The organism is Xanthomonas sp. 3307 (assembly GCF_014199735.1).
Lineage (GTDB): Bacteria > Pseudomonadota > Gammaproteobacteria > Xanthomonadales > Xanthomonadaceae > Xanthomonas_A > Xanthomonas_A rydalmerensis.
This window is the reverse complement of record NZ_JACHOG010000001.1, coordinates 74,931-90,112: the sequence shown is the minus strand read 5'-3', so window position 1 is coordinate 90,112 and position 15,182 is coordinate 74,931. Positions and strand designations below refer to the sequence as shown.

At 71.1% G+C, this 15,182-nt stretch carries 11 protein-coding genes; 5 read left to right on the top strand and 6 right to left on the bottom strand.

Features of this window, described 5'->3' with window-relative positions; translation table 11 throughout:
* Positions 1 to 525: 525 nt before the first annotated feature.
* The 4 genes from GGR64_RS00345 to ptsP form a co-directional block, all read right to left on the bottom strand.
* Positions 526 to 1,794, bottom strand: a complete 1,269-nt coding sequence (locus tag GGR64_RS00345) for a carbohydrate porin (RefSeq protein ID WP_184643269.1) — start codon at positions 1,792 to 1,794, stop codon at positions 526 to 528.
* A gap of 92 nt (positions 1,795 to 1,886) precedes the next feature.
* Positions 1,887 to 3,617, bottom strand: coding sequence for a fructose-specific PTS transporter subunit EIIC (locus tag GGR64_RS00340; protein WP_184643267.1), 1,731 nt, complete (start codon positions 3,615 to 3,617; stop codon positions 1,887 to 1,889).
* 55 nt (positions 3,618 to 3,672) lie between these two features.
* Positions 3,673 to 4,626, bottom strand: a complete 954-nt coding sequence (gene pfkB, locus GGR64_RS00335; RefSeq protein WP_184643266.1) for a 1-phosphofructokinase — start codon at positions 4,624 to 4,626, stop codon at positions 3,673 to 3,675.
* On the bottom strand, positions 4,623 to 7,136 hold the full coding sequence (ptsP, locus tag GGR64_RS00330) for a phosphoenolpyruvate--protein phosphotransferase (protein WP_184643263.1): 2,514 nt from the start codon (positions 7,134 to 7,136) through the stop codon (positions 4,623 to 4,625). Before ptsP ends, pfkB begins: the two co-directional genes overlap by 4 nt.
* Before the next feature lie 160 nt (positions 7,137 to 7,296).
* Between ptsP and GGR64_RS00325 the strand changes: the two genes are divergently transcribed.
* A complete protein-coding gene (locus GGR64_RS00325) occupies positions 7,297 to 8,277 on the top strand; it encodes a LacI family DNA-binding transcriptional regulator (protein WP_184643261.1) in 981 nt (326 codons plus the stop codon).
* Positions 8,278 to 8,362: 85 nt separating this feature from the next.
* Here GGR64_RS00325 and GGR64_RS00320 read toward each other — a convergent pair whose 3' ends face one another.
* Together GGR64_RS00320 and GGR64_RS00315 are read right to left on the bottom strand one after the other, a co-directional pair.
* Entirely contained in the window at positions 8,363 to 8,539 is a 177-nt protein-coding gene (locus GGR64_RS00320; protein WP_184448533.1) for a hypothetical protein, read from the bottom strand.
* A 16-nt stretch (positions 8,540 to 8,555) separates the two neighbouring features.
* Positions 8,556 to 8,879: a transposase gene (locus tag GGR64_RS00315; RefSeq protein WP_160964977.1), complete on the bottom strand. Its 324-nt coding sequence runs from the start codon at positions 8,877 to 8,879 to the stop codon at positions 8,556 to 8,558.
* Between the two features lie 357 nt (positions 8,880 to 9,236).
* Between GGR64_RS00315 and GGR64_RS00310 the strand changes: the two genes are divergently transcribed.
* The 4 genes from GGR64_RS00310 to GGR64_RS00295 all read left to right on the top strand — a co-directional run bounded on the left by GGR64_RS00310 (position 9,237) and on the right by GGR64_RS00295 (position 15,156).
* The gene (locus GGR64_RS00310; RefSeq protein ID WP_184643259.1) at positions 9,237 to 10,526 is read left to right on the top strand and encodes a nucleotide sugar dehydrogenase; all 1,290 of its coding nucleotides are present in this window, start codon (positions 9,237 to 9,239) and stop codon (positions 10,524 to 10,526) included.
* Positions 10,527 to 10,675: 149 nt separating this feature from the next.
* Positions 10,676 to 12,298, top strand: coding sequence for an FMN-binding glutamate synthase family protein (locus GGR64_RS00305; RefSeq protein WP_184643257.1), 1,623 nt, complete (start codon positions 10,676 to 10,678; stop codon positions 12,296 to 12,298).
* Positions 12,295 to 12,783 (top strand): GNAT family N-acetyltransferase, encoded by a 489-nt coding sequence (locus GGR64_RS00300; protein WP_184643255.1) that lies wholly within the window; start codon positions 12,295 to 12,297, stop codon positions 12,781 to 12,783. The genes GGR64_RS00305 and GGR64_RS00300 overlap by 4 nt, the downstream gene beginning before the upstream one ends.
* A 186-nt stretch (positions 12,784 to 12,969) precedes the next feature.
* Positions 12,970 to 15,156, top strand: coding sequence for a diguanylate cyclase (locus GGR64_RS00295; protein ID WP_184643252.1), 2,187 nt, complete (start codon positions 12,970 to 12,972; stop codon positions 15,154 to 15,156).
* Positions 15,157 to 15,182 lie beyond the last annotated feature (26 nt).

Genomic DNA, 15,182 nt, shown 5'->3' with positions numbered 1-15,182 from the left:
GGCAACGTCACCGCTCCCGCGCCAGGGAGACGGCTCGCACGGAATCGAACGGATCTCGATTTGCCGGCCCACTTTTCGCTCCCGCAGGCGCCGATGGACTGGCGTAGCCGCACTGCGATAGGAATCACAGGGAAGGAAACGCACGAGGCCCCGGCATGCCGGGGCCTCGTGCGTTCTGCCATCTGTCGCTCGGCCGGTTGGCTATCGTCCTGTCATCCAGCGCCGGGTCATCGGAGGTGGCCGGCGCGCAATCGGCGCCAGCGCGGTCTCCCTGGCGTGGAGGGCGCTGCGCCCGAGCGGCGCGACAAGGGAAAGGCGTTCACCGCCGGGCCTTCACACGCGCGGGTGGACGCAGACCCGCCATCGCCGCCGCTGCGCCAATCCGTGTCCAGCCGTCACGCCAGGGCAGGGAGCCGAGCGCGGGGGCGTCCGAAACAGCATGCGCCATCACCCGGCACGCACCGCCCCAGCCGCGACCCGCCCGCTTTTGCGAATCCCCAATCCCGATTCCCGACTCTCCGCCCTTCAGAGGGTCCAGTCCAGCCGCAACCCAGCCACCAAGGCATTGGGCAGGTCGCGGGTGCGCGCCGGCTCGTTGAACTGGTCCGGGTGCACGATGTACTGCAGGTTCGGCGCGATGCGCAGTTGCGGGGTCACCTCGATGCCGTAGCTCAGTTCCATCATGGTCTGGGAACGGTGCGGGGTGCCGCTGCCGCCGGCCGCGGCGCGGGCCAGGCGCAGGTCTTCCAGGGCGTCGTCGCTGTAGTGCTGCTGGGTGACGACGAAGGCGATGTTGTCCTGCGGGCGGCTGGCGAAGGTGCCGCGCTGGACCAGGCCCAGCTCCAGGAAGTGGTCTTCGATCAATTGCCCGGAGGTGCCCTTGAGCGCCGAGCCGAACACTACCAGGCCGCGGTTGCTGTCCGGGTCGGGGCGGGTGACCTGCTGCTCGAAGCGCACGAACGCCCCGGAGCGGCCGTTGCGATTGGCGTAGTCCAGCCCGCTCAGCCGCGCCGGGTTGCCGTTGCGGTCGTTGAGCGGGTCACGGTAATCGGAGTTGTCCTGCCAGCCGCCGATCTCGTACATCGCCGGCAGGCGCGCGCCGCTGGTCTGGGTGCTGTAGCCGATCGCGTACGGCACGATCACCCCGGTGCGGTCGTTCGTGCTCCAGTTCAGGCCGTGCTGGCCGCGCTCGGCCTGGATCGGGTTGACCTCGTAGGCGCCGACGTGGACGTAGACGTTCGGCGTCACCCAGGCCTTGGCGTGCGCGGCCCAGCTGGACACCGGCCAATAGGTGAAGTTGCTGGTGCGGAACACGAAGGTCGGGTTGCCGCAGGCCGAATTGCCCTGGAAGTAGCCGCACAGGTCCGAGCCCAGGAAGTGGATGTTGGCCACGCTGCGGCCGGCTTCCAGTTCCAGGCGGTCGTTGAACAGCTTCTGGTCGATGGTGAAGTTGGCCAGGCGGGTGCCCTGGCCGCCGTAGATTTCCTGCACCGAGGTGCTGTTGCCGATGTTGCCGTTGGCCAGGTTGGTGCCGTGGCGGTTGATGCCGTAGACCTTCAGGGTGGCGCCGTTCCAGCCCATCAGCCGTTGCAGGTCCACGTCGGTGCCGAACATCAGCTGGCCGGCGTAGGCGCTGCCCTCATGCTTGCCGCCGTCCAGCGAGACCGCGGCCTCGCCGGTGTAGGCGAGCTTGAGCTTGAACGCGTCGCTGGCGTCCTGGGCGTGGGCCAGCGGCGCGGCGAGGGCCAGCGCCAGGGTGGCCAGGGGCAGGTGCGAGACGAGGGGACGGGACATGGCGGAACTCCTCAGCAGGGAAAGGCCGGCGCGCCGCCAGCGGCGACGGGGGGAGGGGCATCGCATGGCGACGCGCCGGCGCATGGAAGGGACTAGGCGACGACGACCGGCTTCTTCAGCACCCGCAACGCCACCGCAGTGACCACGGTGCCGGCGAGCAGCGCCACCAGGTACATGCCCAGGTGGCTGACCGCATTGGGGATCGGCAGCACGAACACGCCGCCGTGCGGCACCTTCAGCTCGGCTCCGGCGGCCATCGAGATGGCGCCGGCCAGCGCCGAGCCGAGCATCAGCGCGGGGATGGTGCGCAGCGGGTCGCGCGCGGCGTAGGGGATCGCGCCTTCGGTGACGAAGGCCAGGCCGAGCACGCCGGTGGCGGCGCTGCTGCCGCGCTCGTCCTGGGTGAAACGGTTGCGGAACACCCAGGTGGCCAGGGCGATGCCCAGCGGCGGGGTCATGCCGGCGACCATCGCTGCGGCCATCGGCGTGTACACCTGGCTGGCGATCAGGCCGGTGGAGAAGGCGTAGGCGGCCTTGTTGACCGGCCCGCCCATGTCGAAGGCCATCATCGCGCCCAGCAGCAGGCCCAGCAGCACCGCGCTGCTGCCCTGCATGCCGCGCAGCCATTCGGTGAGCCAGGCCAGCAGCTCGGCCACCGGCTGGCCGACCACGTACAGCAGGGCCAGACCGACCAGCAGAGTGCCCAGCACCGGCAGGATCAGCACCGGTTTCAGGCCTTCCAGGGTGCGCGGCAGCTTGATCGCCCGGTTCAGCGCGGCCACGCCGTAGCCGGCGATGAAGCCGGCGAAGATGCCGCCGATGAAGCCGGCGCCGAGATTGGCTGCGACCATGCCGCCGATCATGCCCGGGGCGATGCCGGGGCGGTCGGCGATGGAGTAGGCGATGTAGCCGGCCAGGGCGGGCACCATCAGGGTGAAGCCGGCCTTGGCGCCGATCTGGAACAGCGACCAGGCCAGGGTGCCCTTGTGCGCGTCGTCGAAGGCGTAGATGCCGCCGAGCGCGAACGCCAGCGCGATCAGCAGGCCGCCGGCGGTGACGAAGGGCAGCATGAACGACACGCCGGTCATCAGGTGCTTGTACGGACCGGCGGAGCGACCGCCCTGGGCCTGGGCCGGGGCGCTGCCGCCAGTGCCGGCCGCGTGCACGCTGGCCTCGGCCAGGGCCTTGCGGATCAGCGCCGGGCCGTCGTTGATCGCCGGCTTGGTGCCGCTCTTGAACAGGCGCTTGCCGCCGAAGCGGCCCAGGTCGACCTCGCGGTCGGCGGCGATCAGCACCAGGTCGGCCGCGGCGATCTCCTCGGCGCTGAGCGCGTCCTGTGCGCCCACCGAGCCCTGGGTTTCCACCCGAAGTTGGTGGCCCAGCACCTTGGCCGCCTGCTGCAGGCCTTCGGCGGCCATGAAGGTGTGGGCGATGCCGGTGGGGCAGGAGGTGATGGCGACGATGCGCTTGCCGGCGCCCTCGGCGCTGCCGGCAGCGGCCGGAACGGCGGCGTCGGTCGTGGCGTTCGCCAGCAGCGGCGCCAGCACGGCGCCGGCATCGGCCAGCACCGCATCCAGGCTGCTGCGGTGCAGGCTGCGGCCAGCGAAGCGGGCGGTGTCGGCCTCGCCGTCGCCGATCAGCAGCAGCGGCGCGGCCGCGGATGCCGCGGCCAGGTCCAGCGGCGCGATCACGCCCTGCGGCGTGCGCACCTCGGCCTGCAGGACTGCGCCCCGCAGCGTGGCGGCATGGCGCAGCGCCTCGGCGGCGAGGACGGCTTCGGTACTGCGATCGCCGGCGGCGATCACCACAAGGATCGGATTCATGCGGGCTCCCGATGAGCGCAAGAGGACGCGGCGCACGGCGGCGACGCGGCGGAAGTCATGACAAGGTCTCCAGGCGGACCGCGGCCGCCAGCGCCGGCAAGCGCTCGCGCGGCAGGCGGCGGGCGACGCCACTGCCCAGCGTGGCCACGGCGAAGGCGGTGGCCTGGCGCGCGCAGGTCGCCAGGTCGGCGTCGGCGCGCAATGCCGCGACCAGGCCGGCGACCATCGCATCGCCGGCGCCGACGCTGCTGCCGCCGGTGACCTGCGGCGGCTGCGCCAGCAGCGCCTGCTCGCCGCGCACGAACAGCGCGCCCTCGGTGCCCAGCGACACCGCGACCAGACCGATGCCGCGCGCCAGCAGCGCGCGTGCGGCGCCGAGCAGGTCGGCGGTGGTGGCCAGCGGCGCGCCGGCCCATTCCTCCAGTTCGTGGCGGTTGGGCTTGATCGCGAACGGCAGTTGCGCACGCGGCGCGTCGAGGGCGGCATGCAGCGGCGCGCCGCTGGTGTCCAGCAGCACCCGCGCGCCGGCGGCGGCGGCCTGCGCCTGCAGCTGCCGCCAGGTGTCCTCGGCCAGGCCGGCCGGCAGGCTGCCACTGAGCACCACCGGCAGGCCGGGGCGCAGCATGTCGGCCAGGCGCGCGCCGATGGTGTCGAGCTGGGCCTGGTCCAGGGCCAGGCCGGGCAGGTTGATGTCGGTGGTGGCGCCGCTGTCGGCGGCGACCAGCTTGAGATTGCTGCGGGTGTCGCCGGGCACGCGCAGGCAGCGGTCGTCGATGCCGCGTTCGGCGAACAGCGCCTCGAACACCGGCGCATTGCCGGCGCCGAGCGCGCCGAGCGCGGCGCAGCGCAGGCCGGCGTCGGCCAGGCAGGCGGCGACGTTGATGCCCTTGCCGCCGGCGATGGCGTGGGCGCTGCGCGCGCGATGCACCTGGCCGGGCTGCAGCCGGTCGATCGCCACGGTCAGGTCGATCGCCGGATTCAGGGTGACGGTGACGGCATCGACGCTCATGCGCCGGCCCCGCCGTCGAGCGCCCGCACCTCGGCCGCGCTTTCGCAGTCCAGCGCGCGCTGCGCCAGCGCCTGCAGCGCATCCAGGCGGCTGCCGCGCAGGCGCGCCTTCACCGCCGGGATATCGTTGGGCGTCATCGACAGCTCGTGCACGCCCAGGCCGGCCAGCAGCGCCGCGCCGAACGCGTCGCCGGCCAGGCCGCCGCACACGCCGACCCAGCGTCCGTGGCGCGCCGCGCCCTCGACGGTGGTGCGGATCAGGCGCAGCACCGCCGGATGCAGGCTGTCGGCTTCGGCAGCCAGGTCCGGGTTCTGCCGGTCGATGGCCAGGGTGTACTGGGTCAGGTCGTTGGTGCCGATCGAGAAGAAGTCCGCGTGTTTGGCCAGCGCATCGGCCTGGATCGCCGCGGCCGGCACTTCGATCATGATGCCCAGCGGCACCTCCGGCGCCTGCAGTTCCGCGCGCAGGCGCTCGCATTCGGCGCGCAGCGTCAGCAGTTCCGCGACCGACGTGATCATCGGGAACATGATCGCCAGGCGCGCGCCGTCCTTGGCCGCCCGGTACAGCGCGCGCAACTGCGGTTGCAGCAGGTCGGCGCGGCGCAGCAGCAGGCGCGCGCCGCGCACGCCCAGGAACGGGTTGTCCTCGCGCGGCAGGTTCAGGTGCGCGACCTGCTTGTCGCCGCCGATGTCCAGCGCGCGCACGATCAGCGCGCGGCCGTCCAGCGCCTGCGCCATCGCGGTGTAGGTGGCGTACTGCTCGTCCTCGCTGGGCGTGCTGCCACGCTCCAGGAACAGGAATTCGGTGCGCATCAGGCCTACGCTCTCGGCGCCCTGCGCCAGCGCCGCGGCGACCTGCTCGGGCAGGTTGACGTTGGCGCCGATCTCCAGGCGATGGCCGTCCTCGGTCTGCGCCGGCTGATTGCGCTGTTCGGCCTCGCGCGCACGCAGTTGCTGCTGTTCGTCGATGTAGGCGCGGGCCGAGGCCAGGTCCTCGTCCGACGGCGCCACGTACAGGCGGCCGCTCGTGCCGTCGACGATCACCGTGGCGCCATCCTCCAGGTCCAGCAGGTCGGCACCGCCGGCGACCAGCGCCGGCAGGCCCAGGGTGCGCGAGAGGATCGCGGTGTGCGAAGTCGGGCCGCCCACCGCGGTGGCCAGGCCGAGCACGCGGCGGGTGTCCAGGTTGGCGGTGTCCGACGGCGACAGGTCGTGCGCGAGCAGGATGCACGGCGCGGCCGGCAACTGCTCCAGGCTGCCGCCGGCCAGACCCGGATCCAGTTGCGCCAGCACCCGGCGGCCGACGTCGCGCAGGTCGCTGGCGCGTCCGGCGAGCACCGCGTTGCCCAGCGCCGAGAGCTTGTTGGCCAGGCGCTCGACCGACTGCTGCCAGGACCAGGCGACGCCGTGGCCTTCGACCATCAACTGGCAGGCCAGGGTGATCAGGTCGGTGTCGTTGAGCAGTTCGGCCTGGGCGCGGAAGATCGCCGCATCGCCGGCGCCGAGCCGGCGCCGGGTGTCCTCTTCGATGGCCTGCAGTTGCGTGCGGGTGCGCTGCAGGGCGTCGTGCAGCAGGGCGCCGCCGTCGCTCAGCGGTACCGGCGTGTCCGCCACCGCCACGTCATGGCCGGCCAGCTTGTGCACCACGCCGATCGCCAGGCCGGGGCTGGCGCCGATGCCGACGATGGCCGGCTGCGCCTGCGGCGGGGTCCAGCCGGCGACCGGCGCGGCACGGCGCTGTGCGGCGGCCTCGGCGTCGGCCTGCTCCTGCGCGGTCAGGCCGTCGATCACGCTGCGCAGCCGCGCCAGCGCCGCGGCGGCGTCCTGGCCCTCGGCCGAAATGGTCACGGTGTCGCCGGCGTGCAGGCCCAGCTGCAGCAGCGACACCAGGTTCTTGGCATCGCCGACCTGGTCGCCGGCGCGTACCTGGATGCGGGCGGCGAAGCCGCGCGCGGTTTCCACCCAGCGCGTGGCCGGGCGCGCGTGCAGGCCGGTGGGATAGCGCACGGTCCACTCGAAGCGTTCCGCCAGGTCGCTGGCCGCGGCGGTGGGCGCGGCGACGGCCGCGTCCTCGCTCAGGGCGGCGACGATCGCCTGCGGGTCGTCGCTGGCGAACAGCGCCTCCAGCCGTGGCGGGTCCTGGATCAGCCGGGTCAGGCGCCGCAACACGGTGATGTGGGTGTCGGACTGGGCGGCGATGGCGACCACCAGGTGTGTGGTCTGGCCCGGGTTCCACTCCACGCCGTCGCGCAGCTGCAGCACCGCGATGCCGTCGCGGCGCACCAGGTGGCGGTCTTCGCCTGTGCAGTGCGGGATCGCCACGCCGTGGCCCAGGAAGGTGTTGGCCAGCGCTTCACGGCGCAGCATGCTGGCCTCGTAGGCCGGCGGCACGCAGCCGGCGGCGACCAGCAACTGCGCCGCCTGGGCGATCGCGTCGGCCTTGTCGCGGGCCTGGACATCGACCCGGACCAGATCGCTGGAAACCAGGGGAGAGGAGGGCGTCTGGGACACGCGGGTTCCTTGGGGTGGGCGGCTAGTGGGCGCAGTGTGGGAACGTTCCCAGTCAATCGTCAATGTGCAGTGCACAAATATTTGGGAAAAGCCCGGTGCTACTATCGAAAGACGCCAGGCGACAAGGAGTGGAAATGAAAAATATGCGGGAACGTTGCCAGTGAGCGTCAGCATTCACGACGTGGCCCGGGTCGCCGGCGTCTCGACTTCCACGGTGTCGCGCGCACTGGGCCAGGGCCCGGTCAGCGAAGAGGTGCGGGCGCGGGTGGAGGCGGCGGTCCGCGAGACTGGCTACCGCCCCAACCTGATGGCGCGGCGGCTCCGCTCGCAGCACTCCGGGGTGGTGGGCCTGATCGTTGCCGACATCCGCAATCCGTTCTTCACCGCGGCCATTCGCGCGGTTGAGGACGTGGCCTACCGTGCCGGCATGCGGGTGATCCTGTGCAATACCGACGAGGATCCGCAGCGCGAGGCGCTCTATCTACAACTGATGCAGGAAGAGCGGGTCAGCGGGCTGATCTTCGCCCCCACCCGCACCACCCAGAGCCAACTGGGCAAGTTGCATTTCGACCATCCGGTGGTGCTGCTGGACCGTGCCGGCAAGGGCGGCACGCACGACAGCGTGGTCCTGGACAATGCCGCGGCGATGGCCGCCCTGGTCGATCATCTGGTCGGCCAAGGCGTGCTCCGCATCGGCGGCCTGTTCGGCAAGACCAGCAGCACCGCCGCCGAACGCCGCGATGGCTATCTGGAGGCGATGCGCGGGCACGGCCTGGCGCCGGACTACCGCGAGGTGGCGCCGAGCGCGGAGGCGGCGATTGCCGAGGTCCAGGCCTGGCTGGCACAGACGCCGCGGCCGGATGCGCTGGTGGCCAGCAACAGCTTGCTGCTGATGGGCGCAATGAAGGCCGTGCGGGCCGCCGGCCTGCGCATTCCGCAGGACCTGGCACTGGCCGGCTTCGACAACGAAAGCTGGACCGACCTGGTCCAACCCGGCATCACCGTGATCGAACAGCCGGTCGAAGAGATGGGCCGTACCGCCATGTCGTTGCTGCTGGAGCGGATGAACGCGCCGGCGCAGCCGACCCGCAAGGTGGTGCTCAGCGGCCGCTGCATCGTGCGTGGGTCGAGCCTGCGCTGACTGCCGCAGGTCGGTGGTGTTGCGGGAGGGGTGCCGCTGCGGCGATGACCGTGGTCGGCCGCAGCGGGAGGGGTAACGTGCTTACCTACTTGCTGCCGTCCGGGCGCGGATAGTCGTGTTCCGGGTCGGCGTGGTCGTGCTTGGGATCGCTGTCGGGTTGATCGCGCGCTTTCCACTGCGCGTCGTCGTTGTGCATCTTGTCGGGGGTCTGGCTGCGTTGCTGGGAATCGTGGGCGTTGTCGCGGTTGGCGGGCAGGGACATGTGTGGACCTTCTGGATCAGGCGGGGGTGTGCGCCGGATCTGGGTGGTGGTCGCGCTGCTCGGATCCGTCGAGGCGTGCCCAGCAGGCAACGACCAGGGTTTCGGCATCGCTCCAGGCGATGCGCGGCCAGGGGTGCTCGCCGTCGTAGCGCTGACGCAGGCGCTGCAGCCGCACGTCGTTGGATTCGCGCGGCAGTTGCAGGAACACGTCGCACGCCATCTTGATCAGGCGCGCATGTTCGCTGAACGACTGCGACCCCAGTTTGCCCGCCGCGTGCAGCGCTTTCCAATGCGCCAATTCGGCTTCGACATCCACGAGCAGGCTCGGAGCGTGACTCACGCGAGTTCTCCTTGAGTGAGAGGAAAGGGGGATGCGGAGGCGCCCCCTGACGCGTCCACTTCCCCAGACTAGGCCGCCCCGCGTAAAGGCGGAGTGGTGCTTATGTCGTCTGCGCGGCAAGACGCGGTGGCGCGGACGCAAAGCGTGACGCCAGGCAGCGACCTTCACACACCATGTTGTGAAGGCGCCGCACGGCGCGCGCGTGAAGACGCACACATGCCTGCAACACTGGCGTTGCGCGGACCGGCTTGGTCGGCGCCAGCGGTGCGGCTTACCATGGGCGGCGTCCGCCCGCGGACTCCCATGCTTTTCACCCCCATGCACCGACGGCTACCGCTGGTGCCGCAAAGGATTGGTATGTCCGTCGCCCCCGTGTTCGATTCCGCGCCGCCGCGCATCGCCGTGATCGGCCTCGGCTACGTCGGCCTGCCGCTGGCGGTGGCGTTCGGCGCCCGCCACGACACGCTCGGCTACGACATCGATGGGGAGCGCGTGGCGCAACTGCGCGCCGGGCACGACCAGACCCTGGAACTGGAGGCCGAGGAACTGCGCGCCGGCGTGCACCTGCGCTACAGCGACGACGCGGCCGAGCTGCGCGACCGCAACGTGTACATCGTCACCGTGCCGACCCCGATCGATGCGCACGAGCAACCCGACCTGCAGCCGCTGCGCCAGGCCAGCGAACTGCTGTCCGGCGTGCTCAAGCGCGGCGACCTGGTGATCTACGAATCCACCGTCTATCCGGGCACCACCGAAGAGGTGTGCGTGCCGCTGCTGGAGCAGGGCTCGGGGCTGCGCTGCGACGTCGATTTCCATTGCGGCTACAGCCCCGAGCGGGTCAACCCCGGCGACCGCCAGCGGCGCCTGGCCGACATCCGCAAGATCACCTCCGGCTCGAACCCGGCCGCCGCCGACGCCGTGGACGTGCTGTATGCCGGCATCATCGCCGCCGGCACCTGGCGCGCGCCGTCGATCCGCGTGGCCGAGGCGGCCAAGGTGGTGGAGAACATCCAGCGCGACGTCAACATCGCCCTGGTCAACGAACTGGCACTGATCTTCGACCGGCTCGGCATCGACACCCAGGACGTACTGGATGCCGCCGGCACCAAGTGGAACTTCCTGCCGTTCCGGCCCGGCCTGGTCGGCGGCCACTGCATCGGCGTGGATCCGTACTACCTGCTGCACAAGTCCGAGAGCATGGGCTACCACCCGGACCTGATCCACACCGCGCGCCAGGTCAACAACCGGGTCGGCGCGCACGTGGCCGCACGGGTGCAGGCGCTGCTGGCCGGCAAGGGCGTGGCGATGGCCGATGCGTCCGTGCTGGTGCTCGGCGTCACCTTCAAGGAGAACTGCCCGGACCTGCGCAATAGCCGCGCGCTGGAATTGGTGCAGGCGCTGGCGGCGGCCGGCGCCCGCGTCGACGCCTGCGATCCCTGGGCCGATCCGCAGGCGGCGCAGGCGCACGGCGTCGACCTGCTGGCGGAACCGGTGCCCGGCCGCTACGACGCGGTGGTGCTGGCGGTGGCGCACGCTGCCTACCGCGACCTGGACGCGGCGCAGATCCGCGCACTCGGCACGCCCGACCTGGTGGTCTACGACGTCAAGTCGGTGTGGCCGCGCGCGGCGGTGGACGACCGGTTGTAGGACAGCCCAGGCGCGTTCGCCATGCCGCGCCACCGGCGCGGCGGGCATGCGCAAGCTGTACCTGCGCGGAGCGGACCCGGCGGCAGTGGCAACGCCACGCCCGCGACACCCTCTACACTCGCCGGCTTCCGACTCCTGCGAGGACCGCGATGCACCGCTACCTAGCCTATATCGCCAGCTGCCTGCTGCTGGCGCTGTCCATTGCCCTGTGCGCGATCTGGCCGCTGTGGGGCTGGGGCGTTGCGGCCTTCGCCGTGCTGGCGGTGCTGGGCACCGTGGACCTGCTGCAGACCCGCAGCACCCTGCGCCGCAACTATCCGATCCTGGCGCATTTCCGCTACGGCCTGGAATCGGTCGGCCCGGAGATGCGCCAGTACTTCCTGCAGAGCGACATCGAGGAGGCGCCGTTCTCGCGGCAGCAGCGCGCCCTGGTCTACCAGCGCGCCAAGAACGTGATGGACGTGGTGCCGTTCGGCACCCAGCGCAGCACCTATGCGCCGGACTACGAGTGGATCAACCATTCGCTTGCCACCAGCGAGATCGCCGACCACTACTTCCGCGTCACCATCGGCGCCGACTGTGCGCAACCGTACGCGGCCAGCGTGTTCAACATCTCGGCGATGAGCTTCGGCGCGCTGTCGGCCAACGCCATCCGCGCGCTCAACGCCGGCGCGCGCCAGGGCGGCTTCTACCACGATACCGGCGAGGGCTCGATCTCGCCTTATCACCGCGAGTGCGGCGGCGACCTGGTGTGGGAGATCGGCTCGGGCTACTTCGGCTGCCGCGACGAGGAAGGGCGCTTCGACCCGCAGCGCTTCGTCGCCAACGCGACGCTGGAGCAGGTCAAGATGATCGAGATCAAGCTCTCGCAGGGAGCAAAGCCCGGCCACGGCGGGGTGCTGCCGGCGGCCAAGGTCAGCGCCGAGATCGCCGCCACCCGCGGCGTCGCCATGGGCCAGGATTGCGTCTCGCCGTCGCGGCATTCGGCGTTCACCACGCCGCTGGAACTGCTGCAGTTCGTCGCGCGGCTGCGCGAGCTGTCCGGCGGCAAGCCCACCGGCTTCAAGCTGGCGATCGGCCACCCCTGGGAGTGGTTCGCCATCGCCAAGGCGATGCAGGAAAGCGAGCTGTATCCGGACTTCATCGTCGTCGACGGTGCCGAGGGCGGCACCGGCGCGGCGCCGGCGGAATTCATCGACCACGTCGGCGTGCCGATGCACGAAGCCCTGCTGCTGGTGCACAACACCCTGGTCGGGCTGGACATCCGCGAACGGATCAAGCTCGGCGCCGCCGGCAAGATCACCAGCGCCTTCGACATCGCGCGCACCCTGGCGCTGGGCGCGGACTGGTGCAATGCCGGGCGCGGTTTCATGTTCGCGCTGGGCTGCATCCAGTCGCTGAGCTGCCACAGCGACCGCTGCCCGACCGGCATCGCCACCCAGGACCGGCGCCGCTGGCAGCATCTGGATCCCACCGACAAGGCCACCCGCGTCGCGCATTACCACGCCAACACGCTCAAGGCGTTGCGCGAATTGCTGAGCGCCGCCGGGCTGGCGCATCCCTCGCAGCTGGGGCCGGAACACATCCTGCGCCGCATCTCGCAGGTGGAGATCCGCTCGCTGGCCTCGCTGTACCGCTACCTGGAGCCGGGCGAACTGCTGCGCACGGTGCCCGACCACGCGGTCTTCCACGACTACTGGGGCGATGCGCGCAGCGATTCGTTCCAGCCGCCGGAACGCATCCGCCGCCTGCGCGACAGCAAATCGCAATGAGCGAAGCGGCGCCGACGCGATTGCGGCAGGCGGTGCCCGAGGACATCCCGGCGCTGTGGGCGCTGCGCACTCGCTGCGTGCGCGAGGTCTGCAGCAGCCACTATCCGCCGGAGGTGATCGCGCGCTGGTCCGCGGCGCCGGCGCCGGCGTCGTACTGCGGGCTGGTCGCCACCGGCGGCGCCCTCGTCGCCGAGGACGCCGATGGTCGCGTGCTCGGGTTCGGTGTCGTCGACGTGGCCGGTGCGGAAATCGACGGCCTGTTCGTGGACCCTGCGCTGCGCGGCAGCGGCCTCGGCCGGCGCCTGCTGCAGGCGCTGGAGCAGCGCTTGGCGCCGTGCCCGCGCATTCACCTGGCCGCGGCGCTCAATGCGGTGGCGTTCTACCGCGCCCAGGGCTACGCGGTGCTGCGCGAGGGAGGCTATCCGCATCCCAGCGGGATTGTCCTCGCGTGCGTGTTCATGGAGAAGCGCGGCGTCGCTGGGTAATCGTTGCCGGCGGGGCGTGGCCCGGGTGGCCCGGGCGCAGGGCGTGGAACGTCGTGGGAATGGCAGGGGCGGAGCACGGAGGTGGCGGTCGCGGTCGCCATGCTGTTTTGCGCCGTGGCATTCGCGGTGGGCTCGCCATCGTTGCGGCCGCCCGTTATCGTGCGGGAACCTCCCTTGGTGCCGCGCATGAACCGACCCTCGGTCCCCGATCCGGCCCCCGTGCCGTTGCCTGCCGACGAAGCGGGGCGCCTGCGTGCGCTGGCCGAGCTGGGAATGCTGGATACCCCGCAGGAGCCGGCATTCGACGACCTGATCTGGCTGACCAGCCAGTTGTGCGAGGCGCCGATCGCGCTGGTCTCGCTGATCGACGAACGCCGGCAATGGCTCAAGGCCAGTTGCGGCCTGCCCGCCGGCACCACCGGCTATCCCCGCGAGCTGGCCTTTTGCACCTATGCCTTGCTGTCGCCGCAATTGCTGGAGATCCCCGACACCACGCTGGACCCGCGCTTCGCCGGCAATCCGCTGGTGGGCGGGGCGCCGCACCTGCGCTTCTATGCCGGCATGCCGCTGGTCGGCGACCAAGGCCACAGCTATGGCACCCTGTGCGTGATCGACATCCGTCCGCGGCAACTGGACGCGCGCCAGCGCGAAGGGCTGCAGCGGCTGGCCAGGCAGGTCACCGCGCAACTGGAGGCGCGCCGCGACGCGCGCATCGCCCACGAGCAGGCCAGGACCCTGAGCATGCTGCTGGAGACCATGCCCGATGGCGTGGTGTCGTGCCTGGCCGATGGCACCCTGGGCGAATTCAACCAGGTGGCGCGTCACTGGCACGGGGCCGATCCGCGCGCCTTGCCGCCCGAGCAGTGGTCGCAGTATTTCGATCTGTTCGACGCCAGCGGCAAGCGCCCACTGTCCCGTGAGGAGGTGCCGCTGTTCCGCGCCTGGCGCGGCGAATCGGTGCGCGATGCGGAAATCGTGATCGCCGCCAAGGGGCAGGCGCCACGTAGCGTGCTGTGCAATGCGGAACGGCTGGAAGGCGGCGGTGTCCGCAGCCTGGGCGCGGTCTGCGTGATACGCGATGTCAGCGCCGAACGGGCGGCGACGCAGGCCGCGCTGCTGGCCGGGCAGCGGTTCTCCGGCGCGTTCTCGGCGGCCGCGCATGGCATGGCGCTGGTATCGTTGGAAGGGCGCTGGCTGGATGTCAACGACGCCTTGTGCGCGATGCTTGGCTACAGCCGCGCGGAGTTGCTGGAATTACGTTTCCAGGATCTGACCCATCCGGATGATCTCGCCGAGGACATGCAACGGGCGGTGGCGTTGCGCAGCGGGCAGTGCAGCGACTTCCGCGTCGAAAAGCGCTACCGCCACCGCGACGGCCATACCGTACGTGCACGCCTGGCGGTCTCGCTGGTGCGCGACGAGCAGGGCCGTCCATTGCATCTGGTCACCCATGTCCAGGACATCACCGAGCAGTACCTGGCCGAACGCCGCCTGCGCGACAGCGAGGCGCAACTGCGCACCATCGCCGACAACGCGCCGGCGCTGATCGCCTACCTCGATCGCGACTTGCGTTACCAGTTCGTCAACCGGCCGTATGCGGAGTGGTTCGCGCTGGCGCCGGAGCGCATCGTCGGCCGCGGCCTGCACGAGGTGCTGGACCCGCAGCAACTGGCCTTGCTGCAACCGCATCTGCCGGCGGCGCTGCAGGGCGAGCCGGCGCAGTTCGATGCCGAACTGTGCGATGCCGCCGATGCCCTGCGGATCATGCATTTCAGCCTGATCCCGGACGTGGCGCTGGCGCCGCAGCGGGTCGGCCTGCACCTGATGATCAGCGACATCACCGGGCAGACCCGGCTGGCGCGTTTGCTGGAAGAGCGTGCGCTGCGCGACGAACTGACCGGACTGCCGAACCGGATGGCCTGGAACCAGACCCTGCGGCGGCGCATGAACGAGCACCGCAGCCAGGGCCAGGTGGCGGTGATGTTCCTGGATCTGAACGACTTCAAGAGCGTCAACGACCGTTTCGGTCACCACGTCGGCGACGCGCTGCTGGTGCACTTCGCGCGGCTGCTGCAGCGCTGCCTGCGCGGGCAGGACAGCATCGCCCGGCTGGGCGGCGACGAGTTCGTGGTCCTGCTGGAAGGGCTGGCCGACGCCAAACACGAAGTGCTGGCTGCCGCGGCGCGAATCATGGAGGCGTGCGCGGGTGGCTGCGTGGTCAGCGGCCGGCATCTGCCGCTGCAGCCGAGCATCGGCATCGCCGTGCAGGCCGGGCCCGGCTTCGACCCGGTCCTGCTCACTCAGCGCGCCGACGAGGCCATGTACGTGGCCAAGCGCGATCCGCAGGCGCGGGTGCAGATCGCGGTGCTCTGAGCGTCGCGTGCCGCGCGTACCGGACG